The sequence below is a fragment of the Streptomyces sp. NPDC051320 genome (assembly GCF_040682175.1).
Taxonomy (GTDB): Bacteria; Actinomycetota; Actinomycetes; order Streptomycetales; family Streptomycetaceae; genus Streptomyces.
Genome location: NZ_JBFBAL010000005.1, coordinates 259803 through 282009, shown reverse-complemented (window position 1 = coordinate 282009; position 22207 = coordinate 259803). Strand labels below are relative to the sequence as shown.

The 22207-nt window shown below is 69.1% G+C and carries 19 protein-coding genes, 1 pseudogene and 1 riboswitch; of the genes and pseudogenes, 8 read left to right on the top strand and 12 right to left on the bottom strand.

Translation table 11 applies throughout. The features are described from left to right. Window positions 1-141: 141 nt before the first annotated feature. Window positions 142-236: riboswitch (TPP riboswitch) on the top strand. Continuing rightward, the gene (locus AB0M87_RS14035) at window positions 228-1628 is read left to right on the top strand and encodes a cytosine permease (RefSeq protein ID WP_365852377.1); all 1401 of its coding nucleotides are present in this window, start codon (window positions 228-230) and stop codon (window positions 1626-1628) included. It overlaps the preceding riboswitch by 9 nt. Here the strand turns inward: AB0M87_RS14035 and AB0M87_RS14030 are convergent. Together AB0M87_RS14030 and AB0M87_RS14025 are read right to left on the bottom strand one after the other, a co-directional pair. Beyond that, window positions 1600-2793, bottom strand: a complete 1194-nt coding sequence (locus tag AB0M87_RS14030) for a GDSL-type esterase/lipase family protein (RefSeq protein WP_365852375.1) — start codon at window positions 2791-2793, stop codon at window positions 1600-1602. The two genes, AB0M87_RS14035 and AB0M87_RS14030, sit on opposite strands and share 29 nt — an antisense overlap. 67 nt (window positions 2794-2860) lie before the next feature. Then, window positions 2861-3445, bottom strand: a complete 585-nt coding sequence (locus AB0M87_RS14025; protein WP_365852373.1) for a TetR/AcrR family transcriptional regulator — start codon at window positions 3443-3445, stop codon at window positions 2861-2863. Window positions 3446-3624: 179 nt separating this feature from the next. Between AB0M87_RS14025 and AB0M87_RS14020 the strand changes: the two genes are divergently transcribed. After that, entirely contained in the window at window positions 3625-4134 is a 510-nt protein-coding gene (locus AB0M87_RS14020) for a GtrA family protein (protein ID WP_365852371.1), read from the top strand. 66 nt (window positions 4135-4200) lie between these two features. Here AB0M87_RS14020 and AB0M87_RS14015 read toward each other — a convergent pair whose 3' ends face one another. After that, window positions 4201-5598, bottom strand: a complete 1398-nt coding sequence (locus AB0M87_RS14015; protein WP_365852369.1) for a gluconate:H+ symporter — start codon at window positions 5596-5598, stop codon at window positions 4201-4203. 214 nt (window positions 5599-5812) lie between these two features. On the opposite strand from AB0M87_RS14015, the gene AB0M87_RS14010 reads away from it, so the two are divergent. Both AB0M87_RS14010 and AB0M87_RS14005 read left to right on the top strand, forming a co-directional pair. Further along, window positions 5813-7549 (top strand): sensor histidine kinase, encoded by a 1737-nt coding sequence (locus tag AB0M87_RS14010; protein WP_365852367.1) that lies wholly within the window; start codon window positions 5813-5815, stop codon window positions 7547-7549. Beyond that, complete coding sequence (locus AB0M87_RS14005) at window positions 7546-8211, top strand: response regulator (protein WP_365852365.1); 666 nt, start codon at window positions 7546-7548, stop codon at window positions 8209-8211. Before AB0M87_RS14010 ends, AB0M87_RS14005 begins: the two co-directional genes overlap by 4 nt. Window positions 8212-8279: 68 nt before the next feature. On the opposite strand, the gene AB0M87_RS14000 is transcribed toward AB0M87_RS14005, so the two are convergent. Next, window positions 8280-8546, bottom strand: coding sequence for an HPr family phosphocarrier protein (locus tag AB0M87_RS14000; RefSeq protein WP_365852363.1), 267 nt, complete (start codon window positions 8544-8546; stop codon window positions 8280-8282). Window positions 8547-9076: 530 nt separating this feature from the next. Here AB0M87_RS14000 and AB0M87_RS13995 point away from each other — a divergent pair. Together AB0M87_RS13995 and AB0M87_RS13990 are read left to right on the top strand one after the other, a co-directional pair. Next, window positions 9077-9385, top strand: a pseudogene (locus AB0M87_RS13995) (DNA-binding protein); the annotation flags it as partial. A gap of 233 nt (window positions 9386-9618) precedes the next feature. After that, window positions 9619-10689, top strand: a complete 1071-nt coding sequence (locus AB0M87_RS13990; RefSeq protein ID WP_365852361.1) for a PHP domain-containing protein — start codon at window positions 9619-9621, stop codon at window positions 10687-10689. A gap of 50 nt (window positions 10690-10739) precedes the next feature. Here the strand turns inward: AB0M87_RS13990 and AB0M87_RS13985 are convergent, their stop codons facing one another. Then, window positions 10740-11504, bottom strand: a complete 765-nt coding sequence (locus AB0M87_RS13985; RefSeq protein ID WP_365852359.1) for a sulfite exporter TauE/SafE family protein — start codon at window positions 11502-11504, stop codon at window positions 10740-10742. 105 nt (window positions 11505-11609) lie between these two features. After that, window positions 11610-12440 (bottom strand): GntR family transcriptional regulator, encoded by an 831-nt coding sequence (locus tag AB0M87_RS13980; RefSeq protein WP_365852357.1) that lies wholly within the window; start codon window positions 12438-12440, stop codon window positions 11610-11612. 185 nt (window positions 12441-12625) lie between these two features. Between AB0M87_RS13980 and AB0M87_RS13975 the strand changes: the two genes are divergently transcribed. After that, window positions 12626-13147, top strand: a complete 522-nt coding sequence (locus tag AB0M87_RS13975) for a DUF1203 domain-containing protein (RefSeq protein WP_365852355.1) — start codon at window positions 12626-12628, stop codon at window positions 13145-13147. Window positions 13148-13299: 152 nt separating this feature from the next. Further along, window positions 13300-13767: an ATP-binding protein gene (locus AB0M87_RS13970; RefSeq protein WP_365852352.1), complete on the top strand. Its 468-nt coding sequence runs from the start codon at window positions 13300-13302 to the stop codon at window positions 13765-13767. Here AB0M87_RS13970 and AB0M87_RS13965 read toward each other — a convergent pair. From AB0M87_RS13965 to AB0M87_RS13940, 6 genes are all read right to left on the bottom strand, one after another. Next, window positions 13751-14962 (bottom strand): DUF4032 domain-containing protein, encoded by a 1212-nt coding sequence (locus AB0M87_RS13965; protein ID WP_365852350.1) that lies wholly within the window; start codon window positions 14960-14962, stop codon window positions 13751-13753. The genes AB0M87_RS13970 and AB0M87_RS13965 overlap by 17 nt on opposite strands. Window positions 14963-15073: 111 nt before the next feature. Beyond that, a complete protein-coding gene (locus tag AB0M87_RS13960) occupies window positions 15074-15694 on the bottom strand; it encodes a peptidoglycan recognition family protein (protein WP_365852348.1) in 621 nt (206 codons plus the stop codon). Between the two features lie 215 nt (window positions 15695-15909). Next, entirely contained in the window at window positions 15910-18954 is a 3045-nt protein-coding gene (locus AB0M87_RS13955; protein WP_365852346.1) for a glycoside hydrolase family 38 C-terminal domain-containing protein, read from the bottom strand. An 85-nt stretch (window positions 18955-19039) separates the two neighbouring features. Beyond that, a complete protein-coding gene (locus AB0M87_RS13950; RefSeq protein ID WP_365852344.1) occupies window positions 19040-20332 on the bottom strand; it encodes a glycosyl hydrolase in 1293 nt (430 codons plus the stop codon). Between the two features lie 45 nt (window positions 20333-20377). Further along, window positions 20378-21238, bottom strand: coding sequence for a carbohydrate ABC transporter permease (locus AB0M87_RS13945; RefSeq protein ID WP_365852342.1), 861 nt, complete (start codon window positions 21236-21238; stop codon window positions 20378-20380). After that, the gene (locus tag AB0M87_RS13940; RefSeq protein WP_365852340.1) at window positions 21235-22200 is read right to left on the bottom strand and encodes a sugar ABC transporter permease; all 966 of its coding nucleotides are present in this window, start codon (window positions 22198-22200) and stop codon (window positions 21235-21237) included. The genes AB0M87_RS13945 and AB0M87_RS13940 overlap by 4 nt, the downstream gene beginning before the upstream one ends. Window positions 22201-22207 lie beyond the last annotated feature (7 nt).

Sequence of the window (22207 nt, the reverse complement as noted above, 5' to 3'; positions counted from 1 at the left end):
ACGCAGACCCACTTCGGTTCCCAACTGCCCTTATCGCGTCCGGCGTTGCCCTCGCCCGGGCATAGCGCCCCAGCCCACCACGGGCGCACGAGACACACCCTCCGCGCAGAGGTCTTGGCGCGGCACGTTAGCCTGACCGGCGTACCGGACACGGGGTGCCCCGCCCAGGGGCTGAGATCACACCCGCCGAACCTGAACCAGTTAGCACTGGCGGAGGGATGTCAGACATGTCATTTCCACCTGCTCCCAGCGGCACGCCGGACACCGGCTCGCGCTCCGTCTTCGACGGCCGGATGCCTGCCGCGCCCGGCGACCTGCGTGTCGAGGCGCGCGGTATCACGCCGGTGCCGGAGCACCATCGCTATGGCGGTCCTGGGCGGCTGTTCACCGTATGGTTCGCTCCGAATCTGACCATGACCGGTGTGTTCACCGGCACCGTGGGAATCGCGCTCGGCCTGGACTTGCCCACCGCGCTGCTTGCCGTGGTGCTGGGCACCCTCGTCGGTGCTGTTCCCACCGCGTACCTCGGTACCTGGGGAAGTCGGACCGGCGCGGGTCAACTCCCGCTGGCCCGGCTCGCGTTCGGCCGGTCCGTGGCGGTGCCGGGGCTACTGCAGTGGCTGTCCTCGGTGGCCTGGGACGCGCTGATCGGACTGTTCGGCGGGGACGCACTGGCCCGTCTCTGCGGCTGGCCGTTCTGGCTGGGTGTGCTGGTGATGATGGTGGGGCAGGGGGCGCTCGGTGTGCTGGGATACGAGGCCATTCACCGGCTGCAGAAGCTGATGACCTTCGTGCTCGCTGCCGCGTTCATCGCCCTGGCCGTCAGGCTCCCGCACAGCGCCCACCCCGCGGCCGCCGGCAGCGTCCATGGGGCCGACCGTGTTGGTGCGTTCGTCCTGACCAGCACGATCGCTCTGAGTCTGGCGCTGTCGTGGGCGCCGTACGCCAGCGATTTCAGCCGTTACCTGCCGCGCAGCACGTCCCGCCCGCGGATGTTCTGGTACACGCTGCTCGGCGTCAGTGTGTCCTTCGTCGCCGTGCAGACGCTCGGTCTGTGGGGGGCGTCGGTCTTTACGGACCAGACCGCGCGGGGTGTCGACGCGTTGCTGGGTGGCGGTGTACTCGGCGGACTGGGGCTGTTGGCCGTGGCGCTCGCCGCCCTGTGCAGCAATGCGATGAACGACTACAGCGGCTCGCTCGCTCTGCAGACCATCGGCTTGCGCGTCCCGCGTCCGCTCGCGGCGGTTATCGCCGCCGTACTCGGCTTCCCGCTGGTGCTGTGGATGCATGCCGCCGACACCGCGGCCCGGTTCCAGAACGTGCTGTTGTTCGTCGGCTACTGGATTCCGGGCTTCGTGGCCGTCGTGCTGGTGGACTGGCTCGCCCGGGCGCGGACGGGTGCGCCGGTGGGCCTGACCACCGGGAGCAATCGTTCCCCGTCCGGCCGGGCGGCACTGGTGGCCTTCTGCGCCGCCTTCGCCGCAGCGGTTCCGTTCATGAACACCGGCCTCTACACGGGCCCGGTGGCTGCCGCACTGCACGGTGCCGACCTCGCCTACTACGCGGCGTTCCTCGGTGCGCTCGTCGTCTACGCGCCCCTCAGACTGCGCCGCCGGACCGTCGGCTGAACGAGCCGCCGCGGGCGAAGGCCAAAGCGGCGAAGCGTTCGCCGATGCAGCGATGTGTGGCGGCGTCCGGGTGGAGCTGGTCGGGCAGCGGCAGGTCGGCGGAGTCCGTTTCGCCGTAGAGGTCCCGACCGTCGAGGTAGTAGAGGTTCGGGTCCTCCCCCGCCCGCTGTGCCACGATCCGGGCCAGCTCGGCCCGGATGACGTTGAGCGTCAACTTCCCGCTCGCGCGTTCCGCCGGATCGCCCATGGCCTTGAACTGAAGCCTTCCGTCGCCGAGGTTGCTGAAGTCCGGTGCGGCCGGCCCGGGGGTGTCCTCGTGGATCGGGCAGAAGATGGGCGAAACGACCAGCAAGGGTGCGGTCGGGTGCCCGTCCCGGATGGTGTCGAGGAAGCCGTGGACGGCTGGGCCGAAGGCGCGAAGGCGCATCAGGTCGGCGTTGACCAGGTTGATGCCGATCTTGACGCTGATCAGATCCGCAGCGGTGTCGCGCATGGCTCGGGCGGTGAACGGGTCGAGCAGAGCGCTGCCGCCCAGGCCCAGGTTCACCAGGTCCACGCCGCCGAGGGAGGCGGCGAGCGCGGGCCAGGTGGTGGTGGGACTCGCGGCGTCGGAGCCGTGGCTGATCGAGCTGCCGTGGTGCAGCCACACCCGGCGGTTCCCCGGCGGTGCGGGCTCGACGGGGGCGTCGGTGCGCAGGGCGACGAGTTCGGTGGTCTCGTTGTGCGGCAGCCAGATCTCGACGTCCTTCATGTCGTCGGACAGCCCGGTGAAGCGCAGGGTGCCGACCGGGCCGGGCCGGGTCTCGGTCTTTCCGGTGGTCATGTCGATGGTCAGGGTGTTGCCGCCGGCGACGCAGGCCTGTTCGATGAGGCGGCCGTCGACGAGCAGGTCGTACACGCCGTCCGGGCGGGGCGGGGCGCCTGCGTAGACCCGCTTGGTGGGCAGCGTATCCAGCTCGAGGGCGGTGGCCCGGGTGCGGAAGATCAGCCGTACGCCGGAGGGCTGGGATTCCGCCATCGCCAGCTGCCCGTCGGCGCATTGGGCCCGGGCGTGCGCCGGCAACCGGTGCGGCAGCACGCCATGAGCGGTGTGCTCCACGTCGAGGCAGCCGCGCAGGAGCTCGGCGGTGACGGGCGTGGTGATCCACTCGGCCTTGGTGTGCATGTTCTCGTCCTGTTGATCGAAGCGGTCTGTGGGTCGAAGTCGTCTGTGGGTCGAAGCCGTCTGCTGATCAAAACGTCGACGGGTCAGGGGCGGGCCAATTCCGCAGCAGGGCATCCAGGGCGTCCAGGACCCGAGACCAGGTTTCCTGCGCGTCGGGGGCGCTGTGGCTGAACCCGCCCTGCATCTCCAAGCTGACGTAGCCGTGGAAGACACTGCCCAGCAGCCGGACCGCGTGGGTCTGTTCGGGCTCCACCAGGTCATAACCGCGCAGGATCGCCCGCGTCATCCGTGCGTGCCTGCCACCGGCGCTGTCGGCTGCTGTCTGCGGGTCGAGTCTCAACTGGGCGGCGGCATAGCGGCCGGGGTGTTCCCGGGCATAGTCGCGGTAGACGTTCGCGAAGGCCATCAGGGCGTCCTTGCCTGCCCGCCCGGCCAGGGCGGCGGCGCCTCTGTCTGCGAGTTCCTCCAGGGCCAGCAGGGCGATCCTGGTCCTGAGGTCCTGCGAGTTCTTGAGGTGCGAGTACAGACTCGCGACCTTGACGTCGAACCGTCTGGCCAGCTCCGAGACGGTCACCTGGTCGAAGCCGACCTCGTCGGCCAGTTCCGCTCCAGCCTCGGTCAGGCGCTTCGGAGTAAGCCCTGCGCGCGCCATCACCCTCCTCGTTCGGCTTCAGCCACTAGGGTACTACCTAATAGGATTAGGCACTAGCCTATCACGACCCGTCCACCAGCACGGATTGGGTCAAAATTGTTGATTCCGGGCAGGTGGTGCATGGTTGACACGAAAGCTGAACTGAGTTGTTGACCGCCGAACCACGGAGGTTGACTCGTATGCGCGAACGTCAAGCACCGCATTCTTCGGCCGGGGAGCTCACTCAAGAAGTCGCGAAATTCGGCGCGGTCGGTGGCGCGGGGGTCATCGTCAATCTTGTCTTCTTCAACCTGGGCCGCCACTTCGGTCATTTCCCAGTGGTTCGGGCCGGCGTGATCGCGACCCTGATTTCGATCGCATTCAACTACGTGGGGCTCAGATATTTCACCTACCGCGGCCGCAGGAAACGCCAACAGACAACGGAGATGCTTCTCTTCCTGATATTCAGCATGGTCGGGCTGCTCATAGAGAACGGAGTTCTCTACACGGCCACCTATGGTTTCGGCTGGGACAGCGGGCTGCAGAGCAACGTCTTCAAGTTTCTGGGCATCGGCCTCGCCACCCTCTTCCGCTTCTGGTCCTACAGGACGTGGGTCTTCAAGGCGCTCCCCAGGCGCGAGCCGGATGAAGCGGCCCTGACCCATGTCAACGGTGGAGAACCCGGGGCTCAGAAATCGAGTTCCCCGTAGTCGATGCCGGTGGACTCCACCGATACGGTCCACGGCTTCGGGCGGGCGAAACCGTGGACCGGTGTCTCAGGCCACCACCGAGATGAGCAGGGCCATCAACAGCCCGCAGACGCTCACGATCGTCTGGATCGTGGTGTGCGACTTCGTGGCCTGCCCCAGGGTCATCCCGAAGGACTCCTTGACCAGCCAGAACCCTGCGTGGTTGACGTAGTTCAGGCCGATCGAGCCGGCACCGATGGCGACGACGAGCAGCGCGGTGTGCAGGCTGCTGCCGTTCTCCGCCAAGGGCGCCAGGATTCCGGTCGCTGCCACGATCCCCACCGTCGCCGATCCGGTCGAGAAGGAGAGGAGCAGGGCCAGCAGCCAGCCGAGCAGCAGCACGTTGATGTTCAGGCCGGATGCGGCGGATTCGACGGCCTTCCCGATACCGGAGTCCTCGAGTACCTGGTTGAACGCACCGCCGCCCGCGATGATCAGGAGGATGCCGGCAACGGCCTTGAGGCTGTCCGTCAGCGAGGAGCGGATCTGCTCCGGCGCCAAGTCGCTGCGGTAGCCCAGGGCGAACAGCGCGAAGAGAAATCCGGTGAGCATGGCGACCACCGGTTCGCCGGTGAAGGTCAGCACGTGGAGCACCGGGCTGGACTCGGCGCACACCAGCTCGGCGATGGTGCGCAGCAACATCAGCGCAACGGGGACAAGCACCGCGGTCAGGGCCCAGCCGGTGCGCACCTTGTTCCCATCAGGTGCCTGCGGGGCATTGTCGGCCGTCGGGTCGCTACCGGTGAATTTCGCGATCAGCTCCGGGTCGGGACGAACGTCGAGACGCGGTGCGATCCACCGGCCGTAGAGCGGTCCGGCGATGATGATCGTCGGAATCGCGCAGGCCAGGCCGACGAGGATGGTGAGGCCGAGGTTGGCGTGCAGGCCCTCCACCGCGACCAGCGGCCCGGGGTGCGGAGCGACCATCCCGTGCAGCGTCGACAGGGCGGCGATTGCGGGCGTGGCCAGATAGACGTAGGGCGAACCCTTGACCTTGTGGGTGCTCTGCAGGCGCTGGGCCACACTGAAGATCAGCGGAAGCAGCACGATCAGACCGATCTCGAAGAACATCGGAATGCCGATCACGAAGGCCGCGCCTGCCATGTACCAGGGCAGCGACCGGGTGCTCGCCCGGTCGACGATCAGCCGCGCGATCCTGTCCGTGGCCCCCGATGCCGAGAGCAGCCTGCCCAGCATCGCGCCGAACGCCAGGGTCACACCGACGTTGCCGAGGATGCTGCCCGCTCCCGACTCGAGCGAGTCGGCGATCTTCTCGGCCGGCAGTCCCGCCGCCAGGGCGACGCCGATCGAGACGGTCATCAGCGCGACGAAGGGATGGAACCGCAGTCGCGAGTTGATCAGCGTGATCAGTGCTGCGATGGCCGCCGCCAGGATGATCAGGAGCGTCCATGTGTGGCCCGTCACAGCCGGCCTCCGGTGGCGCGAGTCGTACGCCGGGATGGCTCGGTGCGCGTTATCTTCATCGAAGAACTCCTGGTTTGCGGCTCGTTGTGTTCCGGCCCGGAAGTTATCCGGCGCGCGCCGCGCTTCTCCAGGTTCTGCTCGCAACCCGCGAAACCTCTGATCTGGACGTTGTGCGCGTTCTGTGCACGGACGCGCGCCGGTTACCGTCGGCGGGGTGAGAATCTTCGAGCCGTCCGCCCGGCGGCCGTCGGTGCGCCGGCAGGGGCACGTGCGGCTGAGAACGCAGGTGCTGCTCCTGCAGTGCGCGGTCGTCGCGGTCACCCTTGCCGCAGCGTTCGGCGCCTTCGCGTACTCCAACGAGCACCGGCTCGTCCGGGAGTACCAGCTGCGCGCACTGGCGGTGGCCCGGACGGTCGCCTCAGAGCCCGTCGTCCGGCGCGGCGCCGCGCAGTATTCGGCGGCGAACGCCCGCCCGGGGGGCGGCGCGGCGCACACTCCTCCTGCGACGCTGGCCGCCGGCCAGGTCCAGACGGTGGCCCAGGCGGCACGGGCCCGTACGGGTTCGTTGTTCGTGGTGGTCACCGACGACCGGGGAATCAGGCTGGCCCACCCGGAGCTCTCGCAGCTGGGCAAGAAGGTGAGCACCGACCCTTCTGTCGCGCTCTCCGGGCACGAGGTAATGGCGCGCGACCACGCTCACCTCGGCGACGAGGTGGTCGCGAAAGTCCCTGTGTACGCACCGGGTTCGAAGAGAGTGGTGGGTGAGGCCAACGCCGGTGTCGCCGTCTCGGACGTACAGGCCCAGCTGATCCGCGTCCTGCTCGGCGGGCTAGGCTGGCTGGTGGTGGCCCTGCTGCTCGGTGTCGGTGCTTCGGCGCTGCTTGCCGGGCGCTGGAAGCGGCTGACCCTGGGTCTCGAGCCGGAGGAACTGGCCGGTCTCGTGCAGGAGCAGGAGGCGGTCCTGCACGGCATCGGTGAAGGGGTGCTGGCCATCGACACCGAAGGAAGGGTCACCATCGTCAACGACGAGGCGCGTCGGCTACTGGCGACCACCGCGAAGCCCGGCAAGGCCGTCGGTGACCTCGGGCTGACTCCACGGGTGCTGGACACGCTCCAGGCTCCGGCCGGGAGCCCGGTGATGGCGGCCGTCGGCGAGCGAGTGCTGGTGATCTCGTCCCGGCCGGTCGAACGTGACGGGCGCGACCTCGGTACCCTGCTGACCGTCAAGGACCGCACCGATGTGGAGTCGCTGACCCGCCAGCTCGACGCGGTGCAGGCCATGAGTTCCGCGCTCCGTGCTCAGCGCCACGAGTTCGCCAACCGGCTGCATGTGATCTCCGCGCTGGTCCACGGTGAACATCTCGCGGAAACCACCGACTACATCGAGACGCTTCTCGGCACCGGTCCGCACGGTGAGTCCCTGCCCGGCATCGACGCCGTCAGGGACTCCTACCTGCGCGCCTTCCTGTCCGCGAAGGCCGCCCAGGCGAGAGAGAGCGGCGTGACCATCGTGCTCGGGGGCGCGACCTGGGCCGACGGCGTCGTGGCGGCACCGGTGGACGTCACCACCGTGTTCGGCAACCTCGTCGATAACGCGATCGATGCCGCCCGGCACGGGGCGCGCACCGCTTCCCTCGTCGAAGTGGAACTCATGACGGAGGGCACGACCCTGCTCATCACGGTCGCCGACACCGGCGACGGTGTCGCTGACGGCCTGGCGGACGATGTGTTCCGCGAAGGCGTGTCGACGAAGAACCACGCATCGGTCATCGGCGGACGCGGCATCGGCCTAGCACTGGCCCGGCAGATCGCCCGGACGCGGGGTGGCGACGTCTACCTCGCCGAGCCCGGCGGCCCACCCGGCGGCGGTCTGGTCAACGATCGTGAACAGGTCTCCGGCGGCGCCGTGTTCGTGGCCCGGCTGCCGGACGTCATGGAGATCAGCCGATGACGGACCGCGAGCCACTGTCCGTGCTGGTCGTCGACGACGATTTCCGGGTCGCCGGAATCCACGCCTCCTTGGTGGACGGCGTGCCCGGATTCACCGTGGCCGGCACGGCAAACACAGCCGGTGCGGCGCTGGATGCTGCTGCCGGCGTCGACCTGGCCCTGGTCGACGTGTATCTGCCCGACGGTTCCGGCATCGACCTGCTGCGCCGCCTGGACTGTGATGCCTTTGTCCTCAGCGCCGCGGCGGAGGGCGCGGTGGTACGCCGTGCGATGTCGGCCGGTGCGCTGGCGTATTTGATCAAGCCGTTCCCGCCGGAGCTGCTCGCGGAGAAGCTGCGGGGATACGCCAGGTTCCGGCAGCTCACGGATGCGGAGGCGGTCGATCAGGGTGCGGTCGAGAGCACGTACGGTGCGCTGCGGGGCCCGGCGGGCGGCCGTCCGGTCCGCCGGCCCACCATCCGTACCGTGACGGGCGACGCGGTGCTGACAGCGGTACGGGACTCCGAGGTCCCGCTCTCCGCGGGCCAGGTCGGCGAGCTCATCGGAGTCTCGCGCGCCACCGCGCAGCGCTACCTCGCGAGTCTTGTGACCGCAGGGCTGCTCCGGATGAAGTTGCGTTACGGGGCGACCGGGCGTCCTGAGCAGGAGTACCGGATGCCGTGAATGCCGGGGTTGCTGTGAGCGTCGTGTCACCACGGCCCGCGGTCCGCTGCCGGCCGTCGAGAGCCTGATCAGGCGTCGAGGTCACGGCTGATCAGCAGTGACAACTCCTCGATCGCCGCTTCGGCGCCGGCTCCCTCGGCGGACAGCACAACGGATTCGCCGCACTGGGCCCCCAGCGCCATGACGGAGAGCAGACTCCGGGCGTCGACGGGGGCGTCACCGTCGCGGCCGATGGTCACCTTGACGGGCTGGCGGGCCGCTGCCTGAACGAACAGCGAGGCCGGCCGGGCGTGCAGTCCGCTGGCCGAGGCGATGACGACGGTGCGCTGAGACATGAGGCGACTCCTGGTGGGTGGCGAAAGACGGACGGGGTCCGGCCATGTTGATTTAGATCCGTTTCATGTCCGACCCTGTGGCTCTGCGGATAGATTAAGGGCTCGCCTGAGCGAAGTAAACATAGTCGGGCAAATATTGGGCACAGCCAGACTGGCCCGTCGAGTCGACCACCGTGCCTGCGCCCCGCCTCACCGTCGGCGTCCATCAGGTGGAACGGCGTATGGATTCCGTTAGGGTGTGCGGCAACCCGAAACGCCGCTGAGCCGTGCCGATGAGCGGCGCCGCGGCCTCCTGGCAGGGGGTTGCGGGTCGCAGCCGGACTCGCACGGCCGGTTTGGCGGCGGGTCGGCGGCCATCGAGCCCATCGCCCGCCCCTTACGCTCCCCGACGTGGCAAAACTTCTTGATGTGGTCAAGCGGGTCGTCGTCGGACGGGCCCTGCCCAGTGAGGGGCTGCAGGAAACCCTGCTGCCCAAGCGGCTGGCGCTACCGATCTTCGCATCGGACCCGCTGTCGTCGGTGGCCTATGCCACGGCTTCCTGCTCCTGTCGTCGATCCTCGCCCAGCACCGCTATCTCCCCCGCCAACTCCACACCCGCGGGGACCGCCTCGCCTTCTCCAACGGCATCGTGGCCCTGGCCGTCGTGGCCGGCGGCCTCCTCTGGGCCTTCCACGCGTCGGTCACCAACCTGATCCACCTCTACATCCTGGGCGTCTTCACCTCCTTCACCCTCTCCCAGAGCGGCATGGTCCGGCACTGGAACCGCGCCCTGCGCACCACGACGGATCACACGCTGCGCCGCCGCCACCGCACCGCGCGTGCCGTCAACGGCCTGGGGGGCTCTGGTCACCCGCGCCCCCGGATCCGTCCGCCGCGGCGAACCGGCTCAGAGCCCATTGGGCCGGCAACAACCGGCCGCAGCGAAGAAGCCGCACCCCGGCCCTGACCGCGAGCCGCGGACCTCCTCCAGGCGCGCCGGCGGTGCCTGCTGAAGCGCGTCTCGTTGTGCGGGCAGGGAAGTACGGAGCGAAACTTGACGCGGAGCCGCCTGCGACGGCAGTGGAGGAGCTGATGAACCCGGTCACCGCGTTGAAGCGGATCGCCTTCTTGCTGGAGCGCTCCCGGGCTGCCACCTACCGGGTGCAGGCTTTCCGCCGGGCCGCCGACGCGGTCGGCGCGATGGCGGAGGGCGAGCTCGCGGAACGGGTGGCAGCCGGGTCGCTGGAGGCGGTCGGCGGCATCGGGCCGAAAACGGCCACAGTGATCCGAGAGGCGCAGGCCGGAGAGGTGCCCGGCTACCTGAAACGGCTGGAGGACGAGTCCACCGCGCCCCTCACCGACGGCGGTGAACGTCTTCTTGCCCGGATGCGGGGCGACTGCCATGTGCATTCGGACTGGTCCGACGGTGGAAGTCCGATCGATGAAATGGGCCGCACGGCAGCGGAGCTGGGCCACGAATGGGCGGTGCTCACCGACCACTCACCGAGGCTGACCGTGGCGCGGGGGCTCTCTCCCGCGCGGCTGCGGCGGCAACTGACGACGGTGGCCGAACTCAATACGCGCTGGGCGCCGTTTCGCCTGCTCACCGGTATCGAGTGCGACATTCTTCCGGACGGCTCGCTCGATCAGGAACCCGAGCTGCTGGAACAGCTCGACGTCGTGGTGGTGTCCCTGCACTCCAAGCTCCGGATGGAGAGCGGGCCGATGACGCGGCGTCTGATCGCGGCGGTCAGAAACCCGCATGCGGACGTCCTGGGGCACTGCACGGGACGTCTGCTCTCCGGACGTGGGCGCCCTGAATCAGATTTCGACGCGGACCGGGTCTTCGCCGCATGCGCCGAGGCAGGCACGGCAGTGGAGATCAACAGCCGTCCCGAGCGGCTCGATCCACCCAGGCGCCTCATCAGGCGGGCGGTTGAGGCAGGCGTGCTCTTCGCCATCGACACCGACGCTCACGCACCGGGGCAGCTGGCCTGGCAGATCCTCGGATGCGCTCGGGCCGAGGAGTGCGGCGTCCCGGAGCAGAGTGTGATCACGTCCTGGACGGCGGAAGAGCTGCTGACCTGGACACGTACCGGCGCCACACCGCTCGCTTCCCCGGGCGGGGCACACAAACGGCACCGTGCGCCCGGCACCGCGTGACGAAGGAACCGTGGGGAGCCGGTTCGCAACTCCCGCCGAGCACGCGGGGGTCAGCCGTGCAGGACGAGGTAGGGAGCGAGCGCGAAGAGAGTGACGATCAGCAGCTTCTTCAGGCTGCGGGTCGGCAGCGCGTGGGCGATCTGCCAACCCAGCAGCACACCGGCGAGCTCCGGAATGCCGACCAGGGCGGCCAGTGGCCAGTCGATGGCGCCATGGACGAGATAGCCCAGGGTTCCCACGCCTGCGATCACGATCGACTGTGCCTGGGCCGAGGCGAGGGACTCAAGTGCCGGCACACCGAGGGCGACCAAAAGGGGGACGGCGAGCATGGGCCCGCCGATGCCGACGATGCCCGCGGCCAGGGCCACCGAGAAACCCAGCCCCGCCGGCAGCAGCGCCGGCGGGTGGGACCGGGTCGTCGCCGGACCACGGCGTTCGCGAAACCACACCAGTGCGGCCACAGCCGCCACGAAAAGCCCGAGCACCGGCCCGAAGGCACGCGGGGACACGAACGTGTTGGTCCAGACACCGATCGGGGTGCCGACGAAGGCGCTACCGGCGAGGATCAGCGCTGTGCGCCTGGTTTCGGGTTCGCGCAGTTGCCCGGACCGGGTGTAGGCCGCAGCGCCCAACGCCCCGGTGGCGACATGAGTGACGATGGCCGTGCCGGCCACCTCGGCCGGGGACAGTCCGGTCAGGGCGAACAAGCCGATGGTGGGGAGCACTCCACCTGGGCCGACGGCGGTGATGCCTATCCCACCGACGAGCCCGAAGAGGACCAGCACGAACAGCACCGGTATCGACAGCTCTGCCATTACCGGCTTGCCTTGGCTCGCATCGAGCGTGGCGCGGGACAGGTGGATGACACGGCGACTCCCCGGAGAGGCAGGCTGGCAGGAACAACGCAGGAAGCAGCGGGCTCAGCCGTGCTCCGGCGGCAGACCGCGATACATCGTGGCGCGCAGGGCCATCCGGTCCGCGCGGATGCGGATCGACTCCGCGTCCACCGGGCGCCCGTCGGACAGCCGGGTCAATCGCTCCAACGCGAAGATCGCCGCTCCGACCGGCACCTCCAGCAACGCAGCAGTGTCCGGATCAGCCGTGACCGCATGGACCGCGATGTCGGCGTGTCCCAGGCGACAGCCGGTGGTCTCCTCGATGAGGCTGAAGACATCGCGGCCTGCCAGGTCGCCGGCCAGCACGCCGGAGCCGACATCAGCGGTGAGGTAGGAGGTGTCCAGCGACAACGGTAGTCCGTCCAGCCACCGCACCCTTTCCAGACGAACTCCGCCCGCCGCCGCAGGCACCTCCAGCCGCTCGGCGATCGCGGCCGGCAGTTCGCTCACCGTCTCCGCCACCCGGACCTCGTTGGTCACGGTGCCATATCCGGTCAGTACCTCAGCCAGCCCCGCCAGCCGATCCAGCCCGTGCCCGTACTTCGGCATCACCACTGTGGTGCCCACCCCGCGCCGACGGGTGATCAACCCTTCACGGCGCAACAGGCTCAACGCCTCGCGTACCGCGTTGCGGGAGGCGCTGAACTCCCGGCCCAGGCTCGGCTCGTCGGGCAGGACGCCGTCGGTGAAACGACCGGTGGTGATCTGGTGCCGCAGCACGTCGGCCATCTGCCGGGCCCGCTCGGCGCGCGGGCGCGACGAGACCCGGTCGGCAGGAATACTCCGGCCGGGCGGGCCCGGCGGTGACGACAGCTGACGGGCTCCCTTTCCGACGTCGTCCAGGGTGCGGTTCATGTCTCGGAGACTATCCGAAACATGTTACGCCAGAGTTTCGCCACCATCATTGACCTGGTCGAATGGCTGACCAGCCGGTTCGCGTGACGCGGCGGGCACTCCGCCGGGCGGCGCCTCCGCGGGGCCCGGAGCTCTGCGTCCGGATTCCGCCAGCAGGCCGACCCGGAGGCAGCCAGGCTGTCCCCATGACCACTACGTACACGCCTCTTCCCATCTCCCCTGCCGCGCTGAAAGAACTGCGGTACGTCGATGACCTCGGGCGGGCCCCCCAGCCGTACACCGCGCGGAAGGACGGCGTTCCCCTCGATTGCGTGGGCAGCCCGCTGCGCTGTTGTCTGCGGTCCGTCGAGCCCGGCGAACGGATCGCACTCGTGTCCTACGCGCCGCTGCGTCGCTGGGCGGCGGCGACCGGGGCCGAGCCCGGCGCCTATGACGAGGCCGGGCCCGTCTTCATCCATGCCGACGCATGCAAGGAGTCGCCGGTCATCGACGGCTACCCGTTCGCACGCCAGGGGGCGCTGCGCACCGTCCGCCGCTACAACGCCGCGGGGCACATCGTCGGCGGTCGACTCTTCGAGGTCCCCGGGAACGCCGATGCCGGGTTCGACCGGGTCTTCGCGGAGGCTTTCGCCGATCCGGACGTGGCGCTGCTGCACGTGCGGGCCCTGGAGTACGGCTGTTTCCAGTTCGAGGTGCGGCGACCGTAGACCGTACGACGCCCCAGCGGTCCCCCGGCACTGTGACACGCGACACCCCCCGTACGGCCTCATTTCCGACCGCACCGGGAGTGCCGGGGCTGATCCGGGGTAGAGGACCGCACGTCCGCACAGTGCGGACGTGCGATACGGGGACGAAGCGAATGAATCCACCGGCACTGGGCTGCGGGACAGACCTGGCACTTCCGACGTCTGCTCGACGGGCCGGCGCGGCCTTCGACGGTCAGCCGAAGACCATCGCTGCCGCACGGCACTTCGCCGCTGATTTCCTGGCCGAGGCGCACTTCGTCAGCGGGGTTCCGGCGTCGTCCCGGGTGATCGGCGTGGTCGAGCTGGTTGTGAGTGAACTGGTGACCAACGCGTGCAAGTACGCTCCCGGCCCCTGTGTACTGGACCTGGAACTGCACGGCCGATTTCTGGAGATCACCGTGTGGGACGCCGACCCGGTCCTCCCCCAGGCCCGGGTGGCCGAGCCGGGCAGGATCGGGCAGCACGGGCTGGAGATCGTGCTGTCGTTGTCCGAAGGGTACGAGGTGCGGCGGGAGCCGGTCGGCAAACGCATCAAAGTCCGGATCGCCATCGAGCCCGGCGACGTCACTCCGACGGCCTGAGTGCGCCGGCGGCGATGAAGTCCGCGACGACCGCTTCGAAGCCGGTGTCCTGCTGCGTGCGCTCGGAAAGACGCCAACGGTGTTCGAGCAGTTCGTGGTAGAGCTCGGCGGGATCCAGGTGGCGGCGAAGGTCCAGGGGTACGGCACGGATCGTGGGCCGGAACACCTCGCGTACCCAGCGGTGGGCCAGCACCTCGGTGCGGGCGCCGAGCGGGTCGCCGGGCGCGTAGTCGTCCTGGGTGGCCATCCACGTATCGAGGTCGTTGAGGAGTCGCCTGGCCTGGTTCTCCTCGGCGTCGAGGCCGGTCAGCCGCAGGAGTTGGCGCTGATGGTGTCCTGCGTCCACCACCTTCGGAACGAAGGTGACCGTGTCTCCCTCCGCGGAGTCGACGATCTGCATCTCGGCCACGTCGAAGCCCATGTCGTTGAGCCGGCGCACGCGCCGTTCTATGTAGTGGTATTTACCCGCCGGATAGACCGAGGTGCGGGTCAGTTCGTTCCACAGATCGTGGTATCGCCGGCAGATCTCCACGCCGAAAGCGATCGGGTCCACCGAGGGGTGGAGCGCCCCCGCCGCCTCCAGATCCAGCATTTCACCGCTGATGTTCACCCTGGCCAGGTCGATGTCGTAATCGCGCTGTCCGGTGCTCAGTCTGCTGTGCGTCTCGCCGGTCTCGGCGTCCACGAGGTAGGCGGCATAGGCGCCTGCGTCCCGGCGGAAGAGTGTGTTGGACAGCGAACAGTCGCCCCAGGCGAATCCCGCCAGGTGCAACCGGACCAGCAGCACGGCCAGCGCGTCCATGAGCCGGTGGACCGTGCTCGGCCGCATCGTCGTCTCGAACATGGACCGGTAGGGCAGGGACCCGTGAAGGTGGCGGGTGATCAGCACCGGCTCCAGCGGCTGCCCGTCGCTTCCGGTGCGCCCGGTGACCACCGCCAGCGCGTCCACCGCCGGGATCCCGAGGCGGGCCAGCGTGCGCAACAGCTCGTACTCCCGCAGTGCCGGCCGCTCGGCCAGTTCCTTGACGGCGACCACGTCGGCGCCGGCTCGCGCATAGCGCACGATGTGCCGGGAGATGCCTCGCGGCAACGTCACCAGGTACTTCTCCGGCCACTGTTCGAGCGGTAGCTGCCAGGGCAGTTCGAGCAGGAGCGCGGGGTGCTCCGGGTTGGTGGCACTGATCTGCAAAGCCATCGGTCGCCTCGCTCATCCTGTGGCGGAACACCAGTCTGCCGTACCGGGTGTTTCGCCCGCCGCGGGGGACGGCCAGGAACGTTCGGCGCTCCTGGCCGTCCCCCGGGGGGTTCAGCCGCCGTTGACGAGGCGGATGTACCGCGTCCAGTCCCAGTAGGGCCCGGGGTCGGTGTGATCGGTCCCCGGCACCTCGACATGGCCGATGATGTGTTCACGATCCTTGGGGATCCCGTAGGTGTCGCAGATCTCCGCGGTGAGCGCCGCCGAGGACGCGTACATGGCCGAGGTGAAGTAGCCGGGCTGGTCGACCCAGCCTTCGTGCTCTATGCCGATACTGCGGGTGTTGTAGCTCCAGTTCCCGGCATGCCAGGCGACGTCGTGTTCACGGACGCATTGTCCGATGGAGCCGTCGGATGATCTGACGACGTAGTGGGCGCTGGCGGCGTGCGCGGGGTCCTGGAAGAGCCGGACGGTGTCGGCGTAGGTCTCCTGTGTGACGTGCACGACGACGAGGCTGATGGGGTAGCTGGTGGTCCGGTTGGATGCCGTGTAGTTCTTGGTACTGGCCGGCGACCACACCGCGCCCGGGTGGTCGACGGTGCTGGCCATGGCCTTGTCCGCGGTGCCGAGGGCCGCGGTGGCAGCGGCCGCGAAAGCCAGACCGCCGCGCAGCACCGCGCGGCGCGAAGGGGTGGCTAAGGGGCGTGGGGTGGGGGGTACGGACCTGTCCATGAGGAAGCTCCCTGGGGGATACGTTACCTGGGCGAGTGCATGACAATGCATGGGTCGCGACCATCGTGGGCCCCAACGGAACGGCGGACAAGAGCTGGGCGGATCGGCAGTGGTGCAGACCAGTGGAGACGTGGTGCTGCTCCCGAAGGTGCCGACGTGCCGCCCGCGACGGCGGGGTCCGGTCCGGCACACCTGTGCCGGACCGGACGCATGGTTCAGCCGCGCGTCAGACGCAGCGTCACCAGCTCGAACGGCCGCAACGACAGCTGCACCCGGTTCTCCTGCAGGGCAGGCACGGAGGCCCCTTCGAGCGGCCGCTCCAGGAGATCGGTCAACGCCACGCCCGAGGCGTCGAAGCCGAGGCCGAGCCGCACCCGCGCGCGACCGCCCGTCGACTCGTACAGCCGCACGACGACATCGCCGCTCGCGTCGTCGGCCAGCTTGACGGCGCTGATGACGACCGCGTCGTTGTCGACGGACACCAGCGGGGCCACCTCCCGGTCGCCCGCGACGCGGCGCTCCGGCAGATTGACGCGGAAGCCTTCGCGGACCGCGTCGCCGATGCCGGCGCCGGGTGCCAGGGCGTGCCGGAAGCGGTGCACCCCCTGGTCGGTTTCCGGGTCGGGGAAGCGCGGGGCCCGCAGCAGCGAGACCCGGACGGTGGTGGTCGTTCCCGCGTCGGTCCCGCGGACCGTGCGGGTCACGTCATGGCCGTACGTCGAGTCGTTGAGCAGCGCGACACCCCATCCCGGCTCCTCCAGATGCACGAAGCGGTGATTGCACGCCTCGAACTTGGCCGCCTCCCAGCTGGTGTTGGTGTGCGTGGCCCGGTAGAAATGGCCGAACTGCGTCTCCGACGCGTACCGCTCGGCATGGACGTCGAGCGGGAACGCCACCTTGAGGAATTTCTCCGTCTCGTGCCAGTCGACCTCCGTGTCGATGTCGAGCCGCTTCGCGCCCGGCGCGAGCGTCAGCACCTGGGTGACCTGCGAGTCACCGAAGCTGCGCACGAGGCGGACTGCGGCCGCTCCGTCGTGCTCGAGCGGGGTGAGTTCGTCGATGCCCGTCAGATCGGTCACCGTGTTGCGATAGAACTCGTCGACGTCCCAGGCATCCCACATGTTCGGGAAATCGGGGTGGATCTGGAGCAGGTTCGCCGCCAGGCCGGGCGCCACCGACTCGCGCTCGGCACCGGTGTCGTACACGGACACGACCAGTCCGCTGCCGTCGATCTCCACGCGGAGCAGACCGTTGTCCAGTACGTAGCCACCGCCTTCGCGGGTCCCGAGACGGCTCGCATCGCCTGCTGCGGCGTCCTCGCCGCTGACGATCGCGGCCGCGCCGGCCGGAACGCCGCCGCGCGCGTGCGGAGCCGCGTTGAAGGCAACCGTCGTGCCCGACCCGCCGTCACCGGCCAGGGCGCGCTGGGCGTCGCCGATCAGCCGGTTCAGCTCATCGGCGACGGCCGCGTAGGTCTTCTCCGCCTCCCGGTGTACCCAGGCGATCGATGATCCCGGCAGGATGTCGTGGAACTGGTGCAGCAGCACGGTCTTCCAGACGCGGTCCAACTGCTCGTACGGATACGGCGCAGCCGCCCGCACCGCGGCGGTCGACGCCCACAGTTCGGCCTCGCGCAGGAGATGCTCGCTGCGCCGGTTGCCCTGCTTGGTCTTCGCCTGACTGGTGAGCGTGGCCCGGTGCAGCTCCAGATACAGTTCGCCCACCCACACCGGGGCGTTGGGATACTCCGCCTCGGCCTTGGTGAAGAAGTCGGCGGGTGTCTCCCAGGTCACCGTCGCCGATCCTTCGAGATCGCGCATCCTGGCGGCCTTCGCGATCATCTCGCGGGTCGTGCCGCCGCCCCCGTCGCCCCAGCCGGTCGGTGCCAGTGAGTGCCGTGCGGCCCCCTTGTCCTTGAAGTTGTTCGCCGCGTGGGCGATTTCGCTGCCCTTCATCGAGCAGTTGTAGGTGTCGACGGGCGGGAAGTGGGTGAAGATCCGGGTGCCGTCGATGCCCTCCCACTGGAACGTGTGGTGGGGGAACTTGTTGGTCTGGCTCCACGAGATCTTCTGGGTGAGCAGCCACTTGGAACCGGCGGCCTTGATGATCTGCGGCAGTCCGGCGGCGAAGCCGAAGGTGTCCGGCAGCCACGCCTCGTCGTTCTCGATTCCGAACTCGTCGAGGAAGAAGCGCTTGCCGTGCACGAACTGACGGGCCATCGCCTCGGAGCCGGGCATGTTCGTGTCGGACTCCACCCACATCCCGCCGGACGGCACGAACCGGCCGGCTGCCACCGCCTCCTTGACCCGGGCGTAGACCTCGGGCCGGTGCTCCTTGATCCAGGCGAACTGCTGCGCCTGCGACATGGCGAAGACGAAGTCCGGCTCGTCCTCCAGAAGCGCCGTCATGTTCGACGTGGTGCGGGCCACCTTGCGGACCGTCTCGCGCAGTGGCCACAGCCACGCCGAGTCGATGTGGGCGTGGCCGACCGCGCTGACGCGGTGCGCCGAGGCCTCGGCGGGGGCGGCCAGGACGGCGCCGAGCTGCTCACGGGCGGCGGCCGCGGTGCCGTTCACGTCCTGGAGATCGACCGTGTCGAGTGCCTTTCCGATCGCCCGCAGGACGTCCCAGCGCCGGGCCGACTCGACGGGCAGCTCCTGCATCAGCTCACCCAGCACTTCGAGGTCCTGGACGAGGTGCCACACGTTCTCGTCGAAGACCGCGAGATCCATCCGGGCCAGCGTGTACTGCGGTTCGCTGCCCGCCGTCTCCCGGTCACCGAGGGGGGTCGGCAGGAAGGGGTGGAAGTCGAGAATGACGGGGTTGGAGGCTGCCTCGATGTGCAGCAGCACCTCTTCGCCGCCCGCGGCCGGCGCCCCCACACGCACCCACTGGTTACGTGGGTTGAGGCCCTTCACCGGCGTGCCGTCGGGCCGGTAGACGAGGCCTTCGCACTGGAAGCCCGGCATGTTCTCGTCGAACCCGAGGTCGAGCAGCGCCTCGACGGTGCATCCCGCCCATTCGGCGGGGACGGTTCCCGACACCCGGAACCAGCAGGTGCTCCAGGGCGCGCCCCACCGGTCCCCGACGGCTGCCGGCACGGTCGGCGCGGCGAGGCCTTCGGCGACGGGAACGGGCTCTCCCGGGGCGTTCCAGACGGCGACGTCCAAGGGCACCGCATGCGGGTACACGGCGGGTCGTATGCGTTCGTCGAGCACCCGCTTGAGACGGGCTTCGACCAGGTGGCGGTCATCATGCATGAGGTGGCTCCGTTACGGATGAGTGCGGCTGGGGCGGGCCGGCGGTGCTGTGCCGATGCCTGGGGGAAAAGCGGCGGAGCCGCGGTCACTTGACCTGGTCGGGTCTGAGTACCTCGGTGATGGAGCGGGCGGCAAGGTGCTTCGCGTCGTCGGCCCGGCTCGCCAGGACGGCGGTGGGGCGGGCCCCGTCCGCGGTGAGGCGGGCGAAGGCTTCGTAGAACTGTCCGCCGGGGGCGCATGTCGAGCGGTTCGGCGCGGTGTCGTCGCCACCGGCGTCGACGGTGAGCGCCGTGGTGCGCGGAGCGGGCCGGTGGGTCCTTTCCCGCCGTTCCTCGACCAGCCGGGCGATGGTCCGGCCGGCCGGTTTCACCTGCCGGTCGTTGGTCAGCAGGCCGAGGCCGTATTCGAGTTCGGGGAAGTCGGCCAGCGAACGTGACACGTCGTGGGAGCACCACCAGGTGACGCCCCACACGTCCTCGCAGTCCAGGGCGTTGGAGACGGTCGCCTCGGTGAACGCGGCGGCGTGTTCGGCGGGGATCAGCGGCGCCGGGGCGCCGACTTCCTGCAGCCACACCGGTCGGTGCGGTTCGAGGGCCCACGCCTTGGACAGCTCGATCAGGTACGCCGCGTGGTGTTCGGTGGCGGTTCCGGTTCGGCCGTGCCGCTGTGCCGTGCCGTTGAAGACCCAGGAGTGCACTGCGGTCGCGGCACCGATCCTGGCGGCCTGGGCGGGGGTGAAGGCGTGGGCGTCGTGGTACCAGGCCGCGTCGTACTCCGCGTGCAGGTGGAACTTCCCGGGGGCGCCCTCCTCGCAGGCGGCGAGCAGAGTTCGCAGCCAACTACCTGCCTGCTCCGCGGTGATGGCGTCCGGGTCGGGGTGCGGAGAGCCGGAGAACTGGTTGATCTCGTTGCCGAGCGTCATGCCGATGAAGTTCGGCCGGTCGGCGAGCGCGCTCGCCAGCGTCCGCAGGTAGGCGGCCTGCGCCGCGACCACGTCGCGGTCGGTGAAGATGTTCCGCCGGTGCCAGGTCCGCGTCCACGCGGGCAGGAAGTCGAAGCTCGACAGATGGCCCTGGAGGCCGTCCACATTGACGTCGAGGCCACGCTCCGCAGCGGCGTCGGCGAGCTGGACGAGCTGTTCGACGGCGCGGGGACGGATCAGAGTGCGGTTGGGCTGGAACAGCGGCCAGAGCGGGAAAACCCTGATGTGGTCCAGGCCCAGCCCGGCGATCGAGTCCAGGTCGGCGCGTACGGCGTCCAGATCGAAGTCGAGCCAGTGGTGGAACCAGCCCTGGCTGGGGGTGTAGTTGGCTCCGAAGCGCGGCACTGGGGGCGCGGTGTCGGGCAGTACGGAGGCGGGCAGTGCGGAGGTGCTCATACGGAAGGGGGGTCCTCGTTCTGTCGGGCGGGGGCGGTGGCGGGTTCAGCCCTTGACGGCGCCTTCGCCGACGCCGCGGAAGAAGAAGCGCTGGAGGCAGGCGAAGAGCACGATGAGAGGAAGCACCGCGATGATCGTGCCCGCGGCGACGAGCCGTTCATCGTTCGCGAAGGTGCCGTGCAGATAGTTCAGCCCGATGGTGAGGGTGAAGTTCGCCGGGTCGCTCAGGACGATCAGCGGCCACAGGAAGTCGTCCCAGGCGCCCATGAACGCGAAGATCGCGACGACGGCGAGCGTGCCCCTCACCGAGGGCAGGGCAATGCGCAGGAAGCGCTGCCAGGCGTTGGCTCCGTCCACGAAAGCCGCTTCTTCGACTTCCTGGGGAAGATGCAGGAAGGCGTTGCGCATCAGCAGGACGTTCATCGCGCCGATGGAGCCGGGCAGCAGCACACCGATCAGGGTGTTGTTCAGCCCGAGGTCACGCATCGTGGTGAACTGGGCGATGATGATGCCCTCGACGGGGACGAGCATGGCGAGGATGAACGCGAGCGTCGCCGCCTTGCGGCCCCGGTAGCGCATCCGGGCGAGTGCGTAGCCGGCCAGCGCCGCGCCGACGCAGTTGGTCACCACGTTCGCGGTGGCCACCTTCAGCGAGTTCAGTGCGTAGTCCCACACCGGGATGGTGTCGGCGACGCGGGTGTAGTTGTCCAGCGTCGGGTGGCTGGGGAAGAACTTCGGCGGGGAACTGAAAATGTCCTCGTGCGGGCCCTTCAGCGAGGTGGACAGTTGCCACAGGAAGGGGCCGACGGTCAGCGCAAGTACCACGAGCAGCAGCGTGTAGCGGAGGGCGAGCTGCCAGGCCGGTATGCGGCGGCCGTCGGCGTCGGTGGTCTTCGGGAAGCTCACGCGTCCTCCCTGCGGTCGGCGCGCAGCACCAGAAGCATCAGGGCGACCGTGACGGCGAAGATGACGACGGAGATGGCCGAGGAGTAACCCACCCGGCCGGTCAGTCCGGTGCCGACCCGCTGGACGAGCATCACCAGAGTGGTGTCCTCGCCGGCCGGCCCGCCGGTGGGGCCGGCCATCAGATAGACCTCGGAGAAGACCTTGAAGGCGGAGACCGAGGCCAGGGCGCCCACGAGCACCATGGTGGAACGCACAGCGGGGACGGTGACGGTGATGAAGCGCCGTACGGCCCCGGCGCCGTCCACCGCGGCTGCCTCGTGCAGCTCCCGCGGTACGTTGGCCAGCGCGGCCAGATAAATGATCATGTAGTAGCCGAGGCCCTTCCAGACCGTGACGGCCATGGCGCTGAACAGCAGAAGCCACTGATCGCTGAGAAAGCAGATCCGGCCGACCCCCACGGCCTCCAGCAGCGAGTTGATCAGCCCCCGTTCGTCGAGCATCCACACCCAGATCAGGCCGACGACGACGATCGAGGCGACCACCGGGGTGTAGAAGGCCGAACGGAAGAAGGTGATACCGGGGATCTGGCGCTGGACGAGCATCGCCAGCAGCAACGGCAGGAGGACGAGCGCCGGGACGACGCACAGGACGTACAGCGAACTGTTGCGCAGACCGATCCAGAACATGTCGTCGTGGATCAGCTCCCGGAAGTTCGCCAGGCCGACGAACCGGCCCGGCACGAGGGTCCGGCGGTCCGTGAAGGCGTTGACCAGCGTGCTGAAGAACGGATAGAGGCTGAAGGCGCCGACGACGAGCAGGCCGGGAGCCGCGAACAGCCAGGGGCTGAACGCCAGATGCCGTCTGATGGAGCGGGCGGGCAGGCGGTCACCGGGTGAGTTCCGGGCAGCGCGGCCCGCGGGGGCGTCCCGGAGGGTCGCGCCTGATGCGGTGGGGGTCTTCATCGGTGGC

Excerpts from the sequence above, each read along its gene's own strand:
- AB0M87_RS13950 (WP_365852344.1), bottom strand. The coding sequence starts at position 20,332 with ATGAGCACCTCCGCACTGCCCGCCTCCGTACTGCCCGACACCGCGCCC.
- AB0M87_RS14005 (WP_365852365.1), top strand. The coding sequence starts at position 7,546 with ATGACGGACCGCGAGCCACTGTCCGTGCTGGTCGTCGACGACGATTTC.
- AB0M87_RS13940 (WP_365852340.1), bottom strand. The coding sequence starts at position 22,200 with ATGAAGACCCCCACCGCATCAGGCGCGACCCTCCGGGACGCCCCCGCG.
- AB0M87_RS13990 (WP_365852361.1), top strand. The coding sequence starts at position 9,619 with ATGAACCCGGTCACCGCGTTGAAGCGGATCGCCTTCTTGCTGGAGCGC.
- AB0M87_RS14000 (WP_365852363.1), bottom strand. The coding sequence starts at position 8,546 with ATGTCTCAGCGCACCGTCGTCATCGCCTCGGCCAGCGGACTGCACGCC.
- AB0M87_RS14025 (WP_365852373.1), bottom strand. The coding sequence starts at position 3,445 with ATGGCGCGCGCAGGGCTTACTCCGAAGCGCCTGACCGAGGCTGGAGCG.
- AB0M87_RS13985 (WP_365852359.1), bottom strand. The coding sequence starts at position 11,504 with ATGGCAGAGCTGTCGATACCGGTGCTGTTCGTGCTGGTCCTCTTCGGG.
- AB0M87_RS13965 (WP_365852350.1), bottom strand. The coding sequence starts at position 14,962 with ATGGCTTTGCAGATCAGTGCCACCAACCCGGAGCACCCCGCGCTCCTG.
- AB0M87_RS14020 (WP_365852371.1), top strand. The coding sequence starts at position 3,625 with ATGCGCGAACGTCAAGCACCGCATTCTTCGGCCGGGGAGCTCACTCAA.
- AB0M87_RS13960 (WP_365852348.1), bottom strand. The coding sequence starts at position 15,694 with ATGGACAGGTCCGTACCCCCCACCCCACGCCCCTTAGCCACCCCTTCG.
- AB0M87_RS13970 (WP_365852352.1), top strand. The coding sequence starts at position 13,300 with ATGAATCCACCGGCACTGGGCTGCGGGACAGACCTGGCACTTCCGACG.
- AB0M87_RS13980 (WP_365852357.1), bottom strand. The coding sequence starts at position 12,440 with ATGAACCGCACCCTGGACGACGTCGGAAAGGGAGCCCGTCAGCTGTCG.
- AB0M87_RS13975 (WP_365852355.1), top strand. The coding sequence starts at position 12,626 with ATGACCACTACGTACACGCCTCTTCCCATCTCCCCTGCCGCGCTGAAA.
- AB0M87_RS14035 (WP_365852377.1), top strand. The coding sequence starts at position 228 with ATGTCATTTCCACCTGCTCCCAGCGGCACGCCGGACACCGGCTCGCGC.
- AB0M87_RS14030 (WP_365852375.1), bottom strand. The coding sequence starts at position 2,793 with ATGCACACCAAGGCCGAGTGGATCACCACGCCCGTCACCGCCGAGCTC.
- AB0M87_RS13955 (WP_365852346.1), bottom strand. The coding sequence starts at position 18,954 with ATGCATGATGACCGCCACCTGGTCGAAGCCCGTCTCAAGCGGGTGCTC.